Raw genomic sequence first — 15853 nt, 5'->3', positions numbered from 1 at the left:
CCCTCGCCCGTCCGGCGCGAGGGCGGGGCTACGGTGCGTAGACCTCTTCGAGACGGTGGATCGCCCCGTCGTCCCCGGTCTCGTACCGGAAGACGAGCCCCGAGTCGGGGTGGGCGCGGACCCAGTCGATCAGCTCCTGCACGCCGATCCGGCGGTTCGTGGAGCTGCTGACGATCGGGTTGGTGACGGTGACGTACGCGGCCTGGTCGAGCGCCCAGCGGCTCTCCTCCCCGGTGCCGACGAACGGAACGCCGTCGGAGTCCGCCGAAGGGCAGCCCCAAGCCCCGTGCTGGACGACGAGGTTCACCTTCCCGGTGCTGCCGTCGAGCTCCTCGATCCGGTAGAGGGCGAACGCGGCGGGGTCGACGTCGTCGGGCCCGGGCGGCGAGTCGACACAGTCCCCACCGGCCGCGGCGGGCCCGGACGTCGGCGTGGACTTGGGCTTGGACTTGGGCTGGGGCTTGGACTTGGGCTGGGGCTTCGGCGCGGGCGGGGCCGTGGGCTCGGGAGCGTCGGTCTTCGGGGCGGCGGGCTTCTTCACGACCGGAGCGACGGTCGAAGCGGTGGAGGGGGCGGCGGGGGCGGAGCTCGGCCCGGCGTCCCCGCCCGCTCCGGCCGGCGCGGGGGCCGCGGTGCTCGCGGCGGGCGCGGGGCCGGCGGCGGTGCCGCCCTCCTGGCAGCCGGTGAGGACGACGGCCAGCGCGCCGGCGGCAAGCGCGAGGACAGCAGGTCTGAGACGGTCGGCGTTCATCGGAAGTCCCCCTCTTCACGGACGGCCCCACGCGGCCGCCCCCTCCGGGAAACGTAGCAACGGCCGCCCCCGGGCACAGCGCCCCAGCTCGCGATGTCACACACCTGGTACGCCCCCAGAACGCCCCCGGAACACCTGCGGAACGCCCCCGGAGCACGACGGACTCCCCGCGCCTGCGGCGCCGTCGCGCGGGAACCACGCACGCCGTCGCCGCGGGCCCGCGCGGCCGGGCTAGCCGGGCCCGGGTCCGTCGTGGATGGTCAGCGCTCCGGCGAGGTCGAGATCGGCACCCGTGCCCTGCGCTCCGGCGCGGACCAGCAGCACCGCGCCGAGCGCGGTGCTCCAGAACGTCCTGGCCTCCACGTCGAGCGGTCGGCGGGCGCTCCAGCCGCGACCGTCGACGAGCCGGCGCACGAAGTGCTCGGACTGCCGGAACAGCAACTGGAGGTGCCGGTCGACCACGGGGGCGAGTTCGGGCCTGGAGATCGCCGCGGCGAGCGCCCGCGCGACCGACGGGAGCGAGGGCATGGCCAGTACGGCGCGGGCGATGTTCCGCCGGAACGCGGCCGCGTCGGGGGCTTGGCGTCCGATGCGCTCGATGCGCCGGGCGTCGTGCAGCAGCCCGAGGAAGGCGGCGTGCACGAGCAGCGAGTCCTTGGAGCCGAAGTAGTAGGTGACCTGGTTGGGGAAGGCGCCCGCCGCGTTCGCGATCTCCGCGACGCTCACCTCGGCTCCGGGCCGCTCCTTGCAGAGCCGTGCGGTCGCCTCGATCAGCCGGCGCCTCGTCGCGCGACCGCGGTCACGTGGCCGCGCCGACGTCGCCCGGGCTTCGGTTCGCTTCTTCTCCACCCCCGAATTGTATGTGATACAACAAAGGCCTGTTCGCTTGTATCGCATACAAGAAAGGTGGAAAGGCATGCACCGGACCGAGGTCGTCGTGACCGGACTCGGCGCGATCACGCCACTCGGCGGAGACGTGGAGTCCACCTGGAAAGCCCTGCTCGCCGGCGAGTCCGGCATCCGCGCCGGCGCCCTGCGAGGCCACGGGGCCACCGGCCTTCCCGACGTCGCCGCGGGGACGATGGCGAGCGACCCCGCCGGGTCGCTGCCGCCGGCACGGGCCAGGCGGCTCGACCGCTCGCAGCAGGCGGCCCTCACCGCGGCGGCCGAGGCCTGGGCCGACGCCGGCGCCCCGGAGGTGGATCCGGACCGGCTCGCATCGGCGATCGGCACGGGCATCGGCGGTGTGGGCACGCTGTTGGAGCAGGACGACATATTGGAGACGACCGGGGTGCGGCGCGTCTCGCCACGCACGGTCCCGATGCTCATGCCCAATGCGGCGGCGGCGCTGATCAGCATCGAGTACGGCGCCCGGGCCGGGGTCTACACGCCCGTCTCGGCCTGCTCCTCCGGTGCCGAGGCGATCGCCCTGGGGGCCAGGCTCATCCGCGCCGGCGAGGCGGACGTGGTCATCGCGGGCGGGACCGAGGCCGCGATCACCCCGATCACCGTCGCCGGCTTCGCCCAGGCGCAGGCGCTGTCGCGGCACGCCGCCGAACCCGCCTCGGCGTCCCGGCCGTTCGCCGCGGACCGCAGCGGATTCGTCCTCGGCGAGGGCGCCGCCGTCGTGGTGCTCGAAAGCGCCGAGCACGCCGCCGCCCGGGGCGCCCGCGTCCACGCGGTGCTCGCGGGCGCCGGCATCGCCGCCGACGCCCACCACATCACGGCCCCCGCCGCCGACGGCTCCGGCCAGATCTCGGCCATGCGCAAGGCCCTCGCACAAGCCGGCCTGGCCCCCGAGCGGATCGGCCACGTCAACGCCCACGCCACCGGGACCCCGGTCGGCGACGTCGCGGAGGCGCGCGCGATCGGGGAGGTCTTCGGCCGCGCCACCGTGACGGCCCCCAAGGCCGCGCTCGGCCATCTCTTCGGCGCGGCCGGCGCGATCGAGGCGCTCATCGCCGTCCTCAGCGTGGAACACGGCGTCATCCCGCCGACCCGCAACCTCGCCGCGGCCGGCGTCGCACCCGACATCGACCTCGACGTCGTCACGGAGCGCCGGGACGTCCCCCAGGAGGCCGTGCTCAGCAACTCCTTCGGCTTCGGCGGCCAGAACGTCTCACTCGTCGTCACCGCCCCCCGCCCCCACGCGCCCCGCACGCCCTGACCCACGAAGAAGCCCCCTCCCAGCGGGGAAACCGCAGGGAGGGGGCTCTTTCGGAGATAAGAGAACAAAAGGGTTACTTCTTCTTGCCCTGGGTCTGGCGGGCCCGTTTTCCGCCCCTGGTCAGAGGGTCGCGCACCCCAAGTGACCTGCGGTCGAGCGGTCGTTGTTGGTCGCTGTTGGTCGTCACCGGTCACCCTCGGAGGGCCCAGAGAGGGCCCAGCCCAGGGCCCGCCAAAGCCGCTAGCGCTAGCGGTACGGCCCGCTAACGTTAGCGCCCCCGCTAGCGGGCCAAACCAGCCGTGAGCAGCGTGTTAGCCGTTAGCTGCCGTCCGACCGCCATGCCAAATCTCGGCGTGAGGCGGTGAGTGGAACCGGCCGGCGGGGCCGCTACCGCCGGCCGCCGAAGAAAGGCGAGCTGGAACGGAACACGCCTATGTAGGGTGCACGCTACCTGCGGTGGACGGTCTGTCCGCAGGATGCAAGGGGTGGGACGTATGAGAACGCTGTGGGCTTGTGGCGCGGTTCTGAGTGTGGTTGGTCTGGTGGGTTGCACAAGCACCTCGGAAGAAGCGGGAGGCACACCGCCGACCGCGACGCCCTCCCCCGTGATGCTCGCCATCAGCGGCGGGATCGACGTCATGCTGGCCAACAACGGTGCCGGTGCCGAGCTCAACGCACCGTGCACGCCCCCGCCGAACGCAAAAACACAGCTCGGGCAGGAGGTTCGCGTGACGGATGGCGAAGGCACCGTCCTCGGCACTGGAAAGATCGAAGGCGGCATCACGCGGGGCCACGCCTTGGTCAAGGGCTGTTCAGTCGACTTCTCGTTCAAGGTTCCCGGTGCATCTGAGAACTACCAGCTGATCATCGGCAACTTCGAGCCGATGCCGTACACCCGCGAGGACATCCGCCGCGGGCTGTCCTTCTACGAGACAGAACAGGGCACCCTAGCTGTGAACTGACCCACTGCCTGGCCCCGGGCACCTGCCGCTGCACGGAGCTCCGGGAGGGCTTTTCAAAGGGTCGGAGAACGGTGCGCACCCTCGGCCACCCCGCCACTGAAAAGCCTCTTCCTCTCGTCCTGGAAAGTTGAGGGAAAACAGCGTCCGCAGCGTCCGCAACCCGTCCCGTACGGTTCCTGACCTGCGACTCCCGTGCGGACGCTAAACAAGATTCATAGCGTCCGCCAGCATCCGCAGCGTCCGCGAGATCTACTCCCCTCTAAGCGCGTCACCCCAGGCCAGAGCGCTCTTAGGGCAGAACGGCCGTCGGACGCTGAACCTCCCGTGTCACGGAACTGCGTACAGGCAAGAGGAGCACCCCGGGCGGGCGCGGCGTGCTCCTCTTGTCTGTACGCGGCTACCGCTCAGGGCCCCTCGGTCCCGAGGACGGAGCGCTGACGCTTGTCTTGTCGCTTGTCTTGTCGCTTGTCGCCCCGCAGGTCAGAGGGCCCTTGGGCGCGCAAGGACCGATGTAGCGGGCGCCTCCGGATGGGCGACAAGACAAGCGACAAGGCGAAGAGCGCATACCGGCCCGCTTCCGACGGCGATCGCCGCAGCGCGAGCGGAGCGAGCTGCCAAAGGTCGCGTGCCCGCAGGGCACCCGTCTTCGATCTCTCTCCGATCGGAACACCGGGCCTGACAGCGGCCTGATGTCTGACACCGTCACGGGCCCCTGACACCCAAACCCTTAGGCGAACGTGGGTGTCACGCGCTCTGACACCTCGCGTGACACTGCCCTGACACCCGCGCATGACACCTCCTGACACCGCAGCGCCCCTGCTAGGTCTAGCAGCCGTTGCCGCTAGGTCTAGCAGGGGCGCTAGCAGGCGAATGGGCTCCTGACCTGCGATCTAGCGTCTAGCACTCAGTTTTCAGCCCAGCCCCTTCGAGCGCTTTCAGCACCGACTCGGGGTCACCTCTGTAGAGGACGTGAGGCTCCGCAGCCTCCGGGGGGACGAACCGGGTCCGGTAGCGGGCCAGGTCGTTCTCCGAGAAGTAGATCGAGTTCGGATCAGCTTCGTGCTGAGCGTTCCTCTGGCTCACCCGCGACCAGAGCTCTTCGTGACTCGCTTCGAGGTAGACCAGCAGCGGCAGGGCGCCGGCGTCCGTGGCAATCGCCATCCACCGGGCACGGTCGTCGGGAGTCCAGAATCCGTGGTCGACCACCACGTTGCGGCCGGCTCGGAGGTGGTCACCGAGCTCCACGGCGATCTCTTCGAGCACTGGGCGCTCCAGGGTCGGGAACGTGCCCCGCGGGAAGTCGACCCCGTACACGCCGTGTCGGCGGAACATCTCCTCGTCCGGGCACAGCCGGACGAACCCGCGAGCCGTGAGCGCGCGCGAGAGCGTCGTCTTGCCCGACCCGGGAAGCCCCGCCATGAGCACGCAGAAGGGCCCCGCGGCCTGGTCCGCCGTCACTGCGCGAGCTCCGACTCCGTGAGCCACGTCCGGCCCGGGCCGCCGAGGTCCACGCCGTACTCCACGACGTGGTCCCCGCTGTCGACGAACTTCGCGGTCATCACGACCACCGGTTCCGTGGGCGGATTTGCGGGGTCCAGCTCCAGGAGCTCCGCGTCCGCCGGCGTCAGGAGTCGGGCCGACGCGGTGTCGATCCGGCGGGTGATCGGCCGTCCCGTGGCTTGGGCGATGAGCTGGAGGGACGTTCCGCCGGTCAGACGCTCGCTCTCCGCAAGCTGGGCGACAAGCTTCCCGTACTGCACTGGGATCCACGACGTGGAGTGCGCGACGATGCCGTGCCGGTCACGGTAGACGCGGCTACGGCGGATCACGTCCGCGCCTGGCTCGATGTCGAGCACCTGCGCCACGTCGGCCGGCGCCGAGACCACCGCTGCTTTGTGGGAGTCGGATCGTTCGCCCGCTCCCCAGCTCGACCCACTACGGCGGCCCCGGTCCTGCCGCTGGGCGCCGGAGGACATGGGAGCGGGGCGGTCGATCACCTCAGTGCCGATGCCGTGGATACCCCGGACGAGCCCGTCAGTGCGGAGCTTCCGGAGTGCCTTCTCGGCGGTCGCGGTGCTGACGCTCCACTCCTGGGAGAGGGTCTTGATGCTGGGCAGCAGCTCGCCCGGCTGAAGCTGGCCGGACGTGATCAGTTCCTCGTAGTGCGCGGCGATCCGTGCGTACGGCGCCCGATGGCCGGCCTGATCCGACACCACGTCAACTCCCTTGCTCATTGGATGCGTTCCCTAGCGTACCGCTTGACACCCTAGGGTGCCCTAGGGAACCTTAGGGATGTGCCCGCCGGTCGGTTCGATCGAAGCGGGTACGGCTCCCTGCATGGGGGCTGAGGCATGGAAAAGTCCTGGTCAGTGGCCTAGGACGAAGCAGGGAGCGGCTCCCTACCGCCAAGCAGATAGCCGCTCCCCGACCCACGAAGGGGTATTCCCATGATGCCTGGATCTCTTGCTCTTGGGTTAGTCAGTCGCCCGGCCGGCGGTCACGTCGACGCGTTCGGCGACCCGGACCCGAACGAGCCGGTACGGATCAGCATCCCCGTCGCAGCGCATGTGTCGTTCGCGGAGCTGCTGACGCTGCTGGTGACGACGCCGGGCGTGTGCCTGGAGTACACGGACCTGGTCAGGGACGACGTCGTGCGCGACTCGGTTCGGTTCGCGCTGATCACCACGGATCTCCTCTCCCTGGACCAGCGGTCCGAACGCGTCATGGCCATCTACCGGGGCGACGCGCCCCGGAGCCACGCCATGCCGCCGTTCGAGTACCTGCGCTGCGTCGGCTCCGCGATCACCCGCGTGTTCGGGCTGGAGGCGGCGCTGTGACGATCACACCCGAGACCCCGTTGAAGCTGCCGACCCCCGTACTCGCCGAGGGGAACATGCGGCTGGCGGCGGCCGTCGTCGAAGCCGGTCTCACCTACGCCGAACTCGCCGAAGCGCTCCAGGTGGACCCCAAGACCGTCGAGCGGTGGGTGAACGAGCCCGGACGGCGCCCCTACGCCCGTCACGCCCACGCTGTCGCCCGCGTCTTGGGGACGACCGTGTGGGACCTGTGGCCCGCCATGCGCCCGAAGGAACTGGCCCCGCAGGCGCCCGCCGTGGTGCCGGTGCCGCCGGTCCTGCTGACGGCCGCCCGAGACGCGCTGAGCCGGGTCGAGAACCTCGACCTCGGCACGGCGAGCCCGACCGCCATGGCCATGCACCTGGGCTCCCTGTCCGCCGCGCTGCGGACCGTGCTCGACCTGGTCGACGTCTCCGGGGTGGCCCGGTGAGCCTGCACGCCTCTCCACGGCTCAACGCCGCCCGCCGCCGCGCCCGCAAGGTCCAGCTCGCGGCCCGCGACGGCTGGCGGTGCGCCTACTGCCGGCACCGCTTCCGCGATCTGCGTGAGGCGACGATGGATCACGTCGTGCCGATCTCGCTCTACCGGTCGTGGTCCGCGAACGCGCTCGTGCTCGCCTGCCAGCCCTGCAACCACGCCAAGGCCGACCGACTGTTCCTGTCGCTCGCGCTGCTGCTGGTCTGGTCGACCGACCCCGCGTTCAAGGGTGTTCAGCCGACCGACGCCCCGACCGACCTGCCGTCCCCTGCGCCCGACTCGTCGGCCGACTCGGAGCCGTTCCGGTTCGGGCCGGACCGGGTCGACTGGCTGATGCTCGCGCGGATTCTTCACGCCCGTTCATCGGCCGCACGGTCTACCGCTGACCAGGCAAAGCATCGCGAACCGGCCGAGCGTCGCGTGCGGGTCGGTCGACTCGACCAGCGGCGGCGTACGGCCCGGATGAACACCTGTGAGCAGTCGACCGATCGAGGGGTGAGCGCGTGAACAGCACCACCAAGCCGGTGAACGGAACCGCCCGACCGGTCGACTCCGCCCGGTCGACCGACCCGGCGCCCGTGAACACCGGGCAGTCGGCCGTGAACACCGGGAGGGGGTCCGTGAACACGCGCCCGCCGGTCGACGACGGGGGCAAGAAGCCGTCGGCCGCCGTGCGGCTGGTCGCCCTTGCTCGGGAGCGGTACCGGTTCGTCATGTCGACCGACGGCCGCCCCTACGCGGTCGCGATCGACGGCCCGAACATCGCCCTGCCTCTGCGCGGCCGGTCCGGCGTCCGGCAGCGTCTCGCCCGCCTGTACGCGGAGACGTTCGACGGGGACGTGGCCTCTCAGTCGGCTCTGGCGGACGCGATGACCGTGCTGGAGGGCATCGCGGAGTCGGACGACCCGGTGCCGGTGCACCTGCGGGTCGGGCACGACGACGCCGGAACGATCGTGGTCGACCTCGGCACCGCCGACGGCCGCGCGGTCACCGTCACCGCCGGCGGCTGGCACGTCGTCGAGCGCTCCCCGGTCCTCTTCCGCCGGTCCGGGGCCATGGCGCCCATGCCCGCACCGGTCCTTCTCGGGGACGGGCTGTCCATGCTCCACAGCCTGCTGAACATGAACGAGTCCGCCTTCCGGCAACTCGTCACATGGCTGATCGCCGCGTGGATGCCGACCATCCCCCACCCCGTCCTCACCTTCAAGGGCGAGCAGGGCACGGGGAAGTCCGCCGCCGCGCAGATGATGGTCAACCTGATCGACCCCTCCCCGGCCGCGAAACGCTCCCAGCCGAGGGACCACAAGGCGTGGGCGACACAGGCGTTCAGCTCCTGGGCCCTGTGCCTGGACAACATCTCCACCCTGCCGCAGTGGCTCTCCGACACCCTGTGCAAGGCGGTCACCGGAGACGGGATCGTCGACCGGGCCCTCTACACCGACGACGACGTCGTGGTCCTCTCCTTCCGCCGGGTGCTGGCCATGACGACCATCGACGCCGGAGCTCTCGCAGGGGACCTGGCGGAGCGGCTGCTCATGCTCGACCTGCAGTTGATCGAGCCGGAGCAGCGGCGTACGGAGGAGGAGTTGGCGACCGCGTTCGAGACCATCCGGCCGGCCGTTCTCGGTTCACTCTTCGACCTCCTCGCGTCCGTCCTCGCCGTCCTGCCTCACGTGAAGCTGGACTCGCTTCCCCGGATGGCCGACTTCGCCCGCATCCTCGCGGCCGTCGACCAGGTCATGGAGTGGACGACGCTGAACGACTACCTGGCCGCGTCCGCGAACGTCGCCGGGGACGCGTTGGAGGGCGACCCGTTCGGCTCGGCCGTCGCCGCGCTGGTCGAGCAGTGCGGCACCTGGACCGGGACCGCCGCGCAGCTCCTGGAGCACGCCCAGCCCCCGGGTGGCGGCATCCGGCCGCCCACGTGGCCCAAGGACGCCACCCGCGCCGGCGGGAAGGTCAAGCGTCTCGCCCCGCTCCTGCGGTCGATCGGCATCACCGTGGACGACACGCAACGCAGCCGGGACCGGCACCGACACAAGCTCCTCATCCTGACCCGGACCGACCTCCCGCAGGGGACAGCGTCCGAGCCCCAGACGGGCTCCCTGTGGCCCGACGTACCCCCGATCGGACAGGGCCACAAGCCCTCTGAGCAGTACTGACGATGCCGGACCGGGCCGCACACCAGCGGCCCGGACACGGCCGGAGCTGCGGACGCTACAGCCGTCCAGTTCCCGCAGCGTCCGCACCAGAGTCCGCAACCCTCACCCCATCCGACCTGCGAAGACTGGTCGGTGCGGACGCTGGGACGCTGCGGACGCTGAAATGCGGCAACTCTCCAGGACGGCCACCGGCACCACTCCCACCCTCCGCGCACCGGACACGAGGAGTCACCCAAACCCATGGCCAACGAGCCGATCGAGGCCCTGCGCGCCGGACTCCCGGACCGCTACCTCACCCCCGAGGACATCGCCGCGATGTTCTCCGTCCCCATCGAGACCGTCTACCGCTGGCGCAAGCAGCGCACCGGCCCGCCCGGCTTCCGCGTCGGCCGCCACGTCCGCTACGACCCCGCCGCCGTCCGCACCTGGGTCCAGCACCAGGAAGCCCACGACACCGCCGCATGACCCGCCGGCCGAGCGGGAGGTAAAGCCCCTCCCCGCTACCCGTGACGCCGTCACACCCCCCGTCACACCCCACCGTCACACCCCCCGCCTGAGCCCCTCAGGTAGAGGGAGCCCTCTACCCCGGTAGAGGGGGCGGTAAAGGCCGCTGACCTGCGAGGTAAGGCGGGTAAAGGGGGCCGTCACGGCCGTGACTCCCCCCGTCACGCCCCCGTCACGGTCAGGGAGGCGCCAGGGAGGCAGGGAGAACTCCCTCAGCGCCTCCCTGGCCCGCCTCCCTGCCGGTGACCTGCGCAGAACCCCATCCAGGGAGGCAGGGAGGCAACCTCCCCGGCCGCCCGAACACCCTCCACAGCCGCTTCCACGGCACCCCCATGCCTCCCTCCCTGAGGGCAGGCACACCACCAACCGAGAGGACACAGCCCAGATGGCTGGCAGCATCCAGGACCGCTGGTTCAAGACCGAGACCGACGCCGGCGGCAAGACCGTTCGCACCAAGACCGCCCGCCACGGCAGCGGTCTGCGCTACCGGGCCCGCTACTTCGCGCCGGACGGCAAGCGGAAGTCCAAGTCCTTCGCCGACGGGCAGAAGCGTCTCGCCGAGCAGTGGCTCAGCAGCATCAGCGCGGACGTGGCCCGGGGCCAGTACATCGACCCGAACGCAGCTCGGACGACCTTCCAGGAGTTCGCGGAACGGTGGCTGGCGAGCCAGAGCGGCGACCCGAACACCAAGGCGTCGATGCAGTCACAGCTCAAGCTGCACGCCTTCCCGCGGATCGGGACCCGGCCGCTGGGTTCGTTCCAGCCGAGCCACATCCGCGAGTTCGTGACGCAACTCGAAGCTTCCGGCATGTCCGGCTCGTACGCCCGCGTCATCTTCTCCAACGTGCGCGCCATCCTGAGCGCGGCCGTCGAGGACGGCTGCCTGCCCCGGAACCCCTGCAACTCGCGCACGGTGACGCTCCCGGAGATGGGCGCGCGGCGGGTGGTCCCCTGGACGCCGGAACGGGTCTTCGCCATGCGGGCGGCCCTGGTCGAGCGGTTCCAGCCCATGGTGGACGTGGGCGCCGGATGCGGTCTCCGGCAGGGCGAGATCCTCGGGCTGTCCGTCGAGGAGCTGGACTTCGAGAACGCCACGCTGCACGTCGTACAGCAGCTCAAGCTGAGCCTGAGTCAGCCGGTGTTCGCCCCGCCGAAGGGCGGCAAGCTGCGTGACGTACCCCTGCCCGACCCCGTGGCGGACGCGCTCAAGGCCCACATGAAGCTCTTCCCGCCAGTCGAGATCACGCTGCCCTGGATGCGCGCCGGCGGTCCGCCGGTGACCAAGCGGCTGCTCTTCACTGGACCGCTGGGCGGGCACGTCTGGCGCACGTCACTGAACGAGGACCACTGGAAGCCCGCGCTGGCCAAGGTGGGCGTCATTCCCACGGCAAAGAGCCGGGAGCACGCCGCCGCGCGGGAGCACGGCATGCACGCCCTGAGGCACTTCTACGCCTCGGTGCTGCTGGACGCCGGCGAGAGTATCAAGGCCGTGAGCGAGTACCTGGGCCACTCCGACCCGGGGCTCACGCTGAAGGTCTACGCCCACCTGATGCCGAGCAGCCGTGACCGCGCACGGCTTGCCCTCGGCAGGGCCCTGAGGCCGGACGACTCTCCGCGCTGAGGGCCCAGGGTGGGCCCAGGGCGCGAAAATGCCCCTGATCTGCGCCGTGTGCGCAGGTCAGGGGCATGATCACTATTCCTACTTCTTCTTGCCCTGGTTCTTGACGGCCTCGATGGCGGCGGCCGCGGCCTCCGGGTCGAGGTAGGTGCCGCCCGGGTTGAGGGGCTTGAAGTCCTCGTCGAGCTCGTAGGCGAGGGGGATGCCCGTCGGGATGTTGAGGCCCGCGATGTCGGCGTCCGAGATGCCGTCCAGGTGCTTCACCAGGGCGCGGAGGCTGTTGCCGTGGGCGGCGACCAGGACCGTGCGGCCGGCGAGGAGGTCCGGGACGATCGAGTCGTACCAGTAGGGGAGCATCCGCTCGACGACGTCCTTGAGGCACTCGGTCTGCGGGCGCAGCTCCGGCGGGATCGTCTGGTAGCGGGCGTCGTGGGCCTGCGAGTACTCGCTGTCGTCGGACAGGGCCGGCGGCGGGGTGTCGTACGAGCGGCGCCACAGCATGAACTGCTCCTCGCCGAACTCGGCGAGCGTCTGCGCCTTGTCCTTGCCCTGGAGGGCGCCGTAGTGGCGCTCGTTGAGGCGCCACGAGCGGTTGACCGGGATCCAGTGGCGGTCCGCCGACTCCAGGGCGAGCTGCGCGGTGCGGATGGCGCGCTTCTGGAGGGAGGTGTGCAGCACGTCGGGCAGCAGGCCGGCGTCCTTGAGCAGCTCGCCGCCGCGCGTCGCCTCCTTCTCGCCCTTGGCGGTGAGGTTCACGTCCACCCATCCGGTGAACAGATTCTTCTCGTTCCACTCGCTCTCGCCGTGGCGGAGGAGGATCAGCTTGTACGGTGCGTCGGCCATGCGCACGAGCCTAATCGACCGCTGACGATTGACGCGCGTCGTCAATTCGCTGGCGTCCGGCACCTGAGATGCGTAAGTTACGAGAGCCGGAAGCAGGGCTTACGTACAGCAGGGGGCCGCCACACATGTCCATCGATTCGCTCAGACGATCAGCCCGGGCGACGGTCTCCGGTCTTCCCCAAGGTTTCTGGTGGTTGTGGCTGTCGACCCTGGTCAATCGGACCGGGGCCTTCGTCCTCACCTTCCTCTCCCTCTACCTGACCGTCGAGCTCGGGCACTCCGCCTGGTTCGCCGGTCTCGTCGTCGCCCTCCACGGCCTCGGCGGTGTCGCCGGCTCCCCGCTCGGCGGCATGCTCACCGACCGCTGGGGCCGCCGCCCCACCATGGTCTCCATGCACCTCGCGGCCGCCGCCTGCGCCGCCGCCCTCGCCGTCGTCACCAGCGCCTGGGCCATCGCCGCCGTCGTCCTCCTCATGGGCGTCGCCATGCAGGCCGTCCGCCCCTCCATCAACGCGACCATCGCCGACATGGTCCCCGCCCACGAGGTGCGCCGGGCGTACGCCCTCAACTACTGGGCCCTCAACCTCGGCTTCGCCATCGCCTCCATCGGCGGCGGCGCCGCCGCCTTCCTCGGCTACCGCACCCTCTTCGTCGTCGACGCCGTCGCCACCACCCTCTGCGCCGTCATCGTCTTCCTCCGGCTCCCCGAGACCCGCCCCGAGGCCGCCGTCGGCGCACAGGGCGAGCCGGTCGCCGAGGAGAAGGTCAGCATGCTCACCGTGCTGCGCGACGCGCCCTTCCGCACGCTCGTGCTCCTCAACCTCCTCGTCTGCCTCGTCTTCACCGCCCCGTGGATCGGCCTGCCGCTCACCATGGCGGACCAGGGCCTCTCCCCCTCCTCGTACGGCGTCGTCATCGCCGTCAACGGCATCGTGATCGTCGGTTTCCAACTGCTCGTCAACAAGCTGACCGACAAGCGCTCCCCGGTCCTCCTGCTGACCCTCTCCGCCCTGCTCTTCGCCCTCGGCACCGGCGCCACCGCCCTCGCCGGCTCCTCCGTCGCCTTCGCCGCGACCGTGGTCGTCTGGACGGTCGGCGAGATGATCCACGTCCCGACGAACGCCGCCGCCACCGCCCGCCTCGCCCCGGAGCACGCCCGGGGCCGCTACCAGGGCGTGATGGGCATGTCCTGGGCCGTCGCCGGCTTCGTCGCCCCGATCGGCGCCGGCGCGATCGTCGACGGCCCCGGCCCCGACGTGCTGTGGGCCGCGACCACCGTGATCGGCGTCGTCGCCGCCGTCGGGTACTTCACCCGGCTGCGGAAGGCGCTCGCGGACGACCACGTCGAGACCGGGATCGAGACCGGGATCGAATCCAGGGCCGGGATCGAGGCCGAGGCAGCGGTCGCGGCCGAGGCAGCGGTCGCGGCCGTCGCTCCCGAGGCCCCCGTCGTCGCCCCGGCCCCCTCCGTCAGCGCCTGACCCCGTCCGCGCCCGTGCGGGCCGGCCCCCCGACGGCGCACCTCGCCCGGTGGTGGCCGGCCCGCCCCGCACGCCCCGTCACCCCTGGTGCGAGGACTTCCCGGTCAGGTTCTTGAACGCGTCCAGGTTGCGGGTCGACTCGCCGCGCGAGACCCGCCACTCGTACTCCCGGCGGATCGCCGACGCGAAGCCCAGCTCCAGGAGCGTGTTGAAGTCGCCGTCCGCCGCCTCCAGGACCGAGCCGAGCAGCCGGTCCAGCTCCTCCGGCGTGACGGCGGAGAGCGGGAGCTTGCCGGCGAGGTAGACGTCGCCGAGGCCGTCGACCGCGTAACTCACGCCGTACAGCCTGAGGTTGCGCTCAAGGAGCCAGCGGTGGACGCCCGCCTCGTTCTCGTCGGGGTGCCGGATGACGAAGGCGTTCAGGGAGAGGGAGTGGCGGCCCACCCGGAGCGACAGCGTGGTGAACAGCTTGCGCGTGCCCGGGAGCTTCACGACGTACGAGCCGGGCTCCGGGGACTCCCAGTCCAGCTCCGCGTCGTTGAACGTGTCCTCGATGATCCGCCGAACGTCCTCAGCCATGGTGCGAGCGTACGCGACGGCGGTTCTCGCGCAGCCGGTGGTCGTGCATGGCGGCCGTGTACACGTCCGCCGTGCCCGAGGCCGCCGTGTCCCAGCCGAAGGAGCCGGCGTGCAGCGCCGCCGCCTCCCCCATCCGGGCCGACAGCGACGGGTCCGCCACGAACCGGCCGAGCGCCCGGGCGTAGTCCGCCGGGTCGTGCCCCTGCACGAGGAAGCCGGTCACGTCGTCCCGTACGGCCACGGGCAGACCGCCCACCGCCGCCGCGACGACCGGGGTGCCGGCCGCCTGCGCCTCGATCGCGACCAGGCCGAAGGACTCGCTGTACGAGGGCATGACGAGGACGCTCGCCGCGCGGAACCAGTCGGCGAGACGGTCCTGCCCCACCGGCGGGTGGAAGCGCACGATGTCCGCGATGCCGAGCCGGGCGGCCAGCTTCTGCAGCTGTTCCGGCTTGGCCAGACCGCTGCCGCTCGGGCCGCCGACCACCGGGACGACCATCCGGGAGCGGAGCGAGGGGTCCTGCTCCAGCAGCCGGGCGGCGGCGCGCAGCAGGATGTCCGGGGCCTTCAGCGGCTGTATCCGGCCGGCGAAGACCGGGACGAACGCGTCCTGCGGGAGGCCGAGGCGGGCGCGGGCGGCGGCGCGGCCGTCGGCGGGGCGGAAGCGGTCGAGGTTGACGCCCGGGTGCACGACCGCGATCTTGCCGGCGTCGGCCTCGTAGAAGCGGGCGAGCTCGTCGGCCTCCTCCGCGGTGTTGGCGATCAGCCGGTCCGCCGCGGCGACGATCTGCGTCTCGCCGATCACCCGGGCCGCCGGCTCGGGCGTGTCACCCTCGGCGAGCGCGGCGTTCTTGACCTTCGCCATGGTGTGCATGGCGTGCACGAGCGGGACGCCCCAGCGCTCGGCGGCGAGCCAGCCGACGTGGCCGGAGAGCCAGTAGTGGGAGTGCACCAGGTCGTAGTGGCCGGGGCGGTGGCCCGCCCACGCCTGCATCACGCCGTGCGTGAAGGCGCAGAGCTGCGCCGGCAGCTCCTCCTTGGCCAGTCCCTCGTACGGACCGGCGTCCACGTGCCGCACGAGCACGCCCGGGGTCAGCTCGACGACCGGCGGGAGGCCGCCGGTGGTGGCCCGGGTGAAGATCTCCACCTCGACGTCGATGGCCGCGAGGCGTTTGGCCAGCTCGACGATGTAGACGTTCATGCCGCCCGCGTCGCCCGTGCCGGGCTGGTGCAGCGGCGAGGTGTGGACGCTGAGCATGGCCACGCGCCGGGGGGTGCGGTGCCGTCCGGGGAGCCGGAGCCTGGCCGGCGCCGGGTGCCGGTGCCGGGTACCGGTGAACCGGGACACGTACTGGCTCACGTCGGCGGTCCTTCCGCTCGGGGGCCGCTCACGGGCCCCGGGGGCTGAGCTGGGCGGGCAGGGCAGGTGGAGGGCGGGGTGCGTCCTCCAGCG

The 15853-nt window shown here is 71.4% G+C and carries 16 protein-coding genes; 9 read left to right on the top strand and 7 right to left on the bottom strand.

Going from position 1 to position 15853, the window contains the following annotated elements; genetic code table 11:
- Nucleotides 1-28: 28 nt before the first annotated feature.
- Both ACZ66Z_RS31245 and ACZ66Z_RS31240 read right to left on the bottom strand, forming a co-directional pair.
- Nucleotides 29-751, bottom strand: a complete 723-nt coding sequence (locus ACZ66Z_RS31245; RefSeq protein WP_469938867.1) for a hypothetical protein — start codon at nt 749-751, stop codon at nt 29-31.
- A gap of 231 nt (nt 752-982) precedes the next feature.
- Nucleotides 983-1600 (bottom strand): TetR/AcrR family transcriptional regulator C-terminal domain-containing protein, encoded by a 618-nt coding sequence (locus tag ACZ66Z_RS31240; RefSeq protein WP_469938865.1) that lies wholly within the window; start codon nt 1598-1600, stop codon nt 983-985.
- Between the two features lie 67 nt (nt 1601-1667).
- Between ACZ66Z_RS31240 and ACZ66Z_RS31235 the strand changes: the two genes are divergently transcribed.
- Entirely contained in the window at nt 1668-2918 is a 1251-nt protein-coding gene (locus tag ACZ66Z_RS31235; protein ID WP_469938863.1) for a beta-ketoacyl-[acyl-carrier-protein] synthase family protein, read from the top strand.
- A 605-nt stretch (nt 2919-3523) separates the two neighbouring features.
- Nucleotides 3524-3880, top strand: a complete 357-nt coding sequence (locus ACZ66Z_RS31230; protein ID WP_469938861.1) for a hypothetical protein — start codon at nt 3524-3526, stop codon at nt 3878-3880.
- An 897-nt stretch (nt 3881-4777) separates the two neighbouring features.
- On the opposite strand, the gene ACZ66Z_RS31225 is transcribed toward ACZ66Z_RS31230, so the two are convergent.
- Together ACZ66Z_RS31225 and ACZ66Z_RS31220 are read right to left on the bottom strand one after the other, a co-directional pair.
- A complete protein-coding gene (locus ACZ66Z_RS31225) occupies nt 4778-5338 on the bottom strand; it encodes a P-loop nucleotide/nucleoside kinase family protein (protein WP_469938859.1) in 561 nt (186 codons plus the stop codon).
- Nucleotides 5335-6114 (bottom strand): GntR family transcriptional regulator, encoded by a 780-nt coding sequence (locus ACZ66Z_RS31220; RefSeq protein WP_469938858.1) that lies wholly within the window; start codon nt 6112-6114, stop codon nt 5335-5337. The genes ACZ66Z_RS31225 and ACZ66Z_RS31220 overlap by 4 nt, the downstream gene beginning before the upstream one ends.
- Before the next feature lie 213 nt (nt 6115-6327).
- Here ACZ66Z_RS31220 and ACZ66Z_RS31215 point away from each other — a divergent pair, with 213 nt between their 5' ends.
- The 6 genes from ACZ66Z_RS31215 to ACZ66Z_RS31190 all read left to right on the top strand — a co-directional run bounded on the left by ACZ66Z_RS31215 (nt 6328) and on the right by ACZ66Z_RS31190 (nt 11500).
- Nucleotides 6328-6717 (top strand): hypothetical protein, encoded by a 390-nt coding sequence (locus ACZ66Z_RS31215; RefSeq protein WP_469938856.1) that lies wholly within the window; start codon nt 6328-6330, stop codon nt 6715-6717.
- Nucleotides 6714-7166, top strand: coding sequence for a helix-turn-helix transcriptional regulator (locus tag ACZ66Z_RS31210; RefSeq protein ID WP_469938855.1), 453 nt, complete (start codon nt 6714-6716; stop codon nt 7164-7166). The genes ACZ66Z_RS31215 and ACZ66Z_RS31210 overlap by 4 nt, the downstream gene beginning before the upstream one ends.
- Nucleotides 7163-7720 (top strand): HNH endonuclease, encoded by a 558-nt coding sequence (locus tag ACZ66Z_RS31205; protein WP_469938853.1) that lies wholly within the window; start codon nt 7163-7165, stop codon nt 7718-7720. Before ACZ66Z_RS31210 ends, ACZ66Z_RS31205 begins: the two co-directional genes overlap by 4 nt.
- On the top strand, nt 7717-9375 hold the full coding sequence (locus tag ACZ66Z_RS31200) for an ATP-binding protein (protein WP_469938851.1): 1659 nt from the start codon (nt 7717-7719) through the stop codon (nt 9373-9375). The genes ACZ66Z_RS31205 and ACZ66Z_RS31200 overlap by 4 nt, the downstream gene beginning before the upstream one ends.
- A 240-nt stretch (nt 9376-9615) precedes the next feature.
- On the top strand, nt 9616-9840 hold the full coding sequence (locus tag ACZ66Z_RS31195) for a helix-turn-helix transcriptional regulator (RefSeq protein WP_469938849.1): 225 nt from the start codon (nt 9616-9618) through the stop codon (nt 9838-9840).
- A gap of 424 nt (nt 9841-10264) precedes the next feature.
- The gene (locus ACZ66Z_RS31190; RefSeq protein ID WP_469938848.1) at nt 10265-11500 is read left to right on the top strand and encodes a tyrosine-type recombinase/integrase; all 1236 of its coding nucleotides are present in this window, start codon (nt 10265-10267) and stop codon (nt 11498-11500) included.
- A gap of 78 nt (nt 11501-11578) precedes the next feature.
- Here ACZ66Z_RS31190 and ACZ66Z_RS31185 read toward each other — a convergent pair whose 3' ends face one another.
- A complete protein-coding gene (locus ACZ66Z_RS31185; protein ID WP_469938846.1) occupies nt 11579-12340 on the bottom strand; it encodes a phosphoglyceromutase in 762 nt (253 codons plus the stop codon).
- 194 nt (nt 12341-12534) lie between these two features.
- On the opposite strand from ACZ66Z_RS31185, the gene ACZ66Z_RS31180 reads away from it, so the two are divergent.
- Nucleotides 12535-13821 (top strand): MDR family MFS transporter, encoded by a 1287-nt coding sequence (locus tag ACZ66Z_RS31180; protein WP_469938845.1) that lies wholly within the window; start codon nt 12535-12537, stop codon nt 13819-13821.
- Nucleotides 13822-13899: 78 nt separating this feature from the next.
- Here ACZ66Z_RS31180 and ACZ66Z_RS31175 read toward each other — a convergent pair whose 3' ends face one another.
- Nucleotides 13900-14400: a type III secretion system chaperone family protein gene (locus ACZ66Z_RS31175; protein WP_469938844.1), complete on the bottom strand. Its 501-nt coding sequence runs from the start codon at nt 14398-14400 to the stop codon at nt 13900-13902.
- Complete coding sequence (mshA, locus tag ACZ66Z_RS31170; RefSeq protein WP_469938842.1) at nt 14393-15760, bottom strand: D-inositol-3-phosphate glycosyltransferase; 1368 nt, start codon at nt 15758-15760, stop codon at nt 14393-14395. Before mshA ends, ACZ66Z_RS31175 begins: the two co-directional genes overlap by 8 nt.
- Nucleotides 15761-15853: the final 93 nt, after the last annotated feature.

It is taken from the genome of Streptomyces sp. NPDC107498, assembly GCF_055582805.1.
The sequence above is the reverse complement of the archived record's forward strand: the minus strand, read 5'-3'. Positions and strand labels throughout refer to the sequence as shown.

Excerpts from the sequence above, each read along its gene's own strand:
- ACZ66Z_RS31190 (WP_469938848.1), top strand. The coding sequence starts at position 10,265 with ATGGCTGGCAGCATCCAGGACCGCTGGTTCAAGACCGAGACCGACGCC.
- ACZ66Z_RS31175 (WP_469938844.1), bottom strand. The coding sequence starts at position 14,400 with ATGGCTGAGGACGTTCGGCGGATCATCGAGGACACGTTCAACGACGCG.
- ACZ66Z_RS31185 (WP_469938846.1), bottom strand. The coding sequence starts at position 12,340 with ATGGCCGACGCACCGTACAAGCTGATCCTCCTCCGCCACGGCGAGAGC.
- ACZ66Z_RS31195 (WP_469938849.1), top strand. The coding sequence starts at position 9,616 with ATGGCCAACGAGCCGATCGAGGCCCTGCGCGCCGGACTCCCGGACCGC.
- ACZ66Z_RS31215 (WP_469938856.1), top strand. The coding sequence starts at position 6,328 with ATGATGCCTGGATCTCTTGCTCTTGGGTTAGTCAGTCGCCCGGCCGGC.
- ACZ66Z_RS31245 (WP_469938867.1), bottom strand. The coding sequence starts at position 751 with ATGAACGCCGACCGTCTCAGACCTGCTGTCCTCGCGCTTGCCGCCGGC.
- ACZ66Z_RS31235 (WP_469938863.1), top strand. The coding sequence starts at position 1,668 with ATGCACCGGACCGAGGTCGTCGTGACCGGACTCGGCGCGATCACGCCA.
- ACZ66Z_RS31220 (WP_469938858.1), bottom strand. The coding sequence starts at position 6,114 with ATGAGCAAGGGAGTTGACGTGGTGTCGGATCAGGCCGGCCATCGGGCG.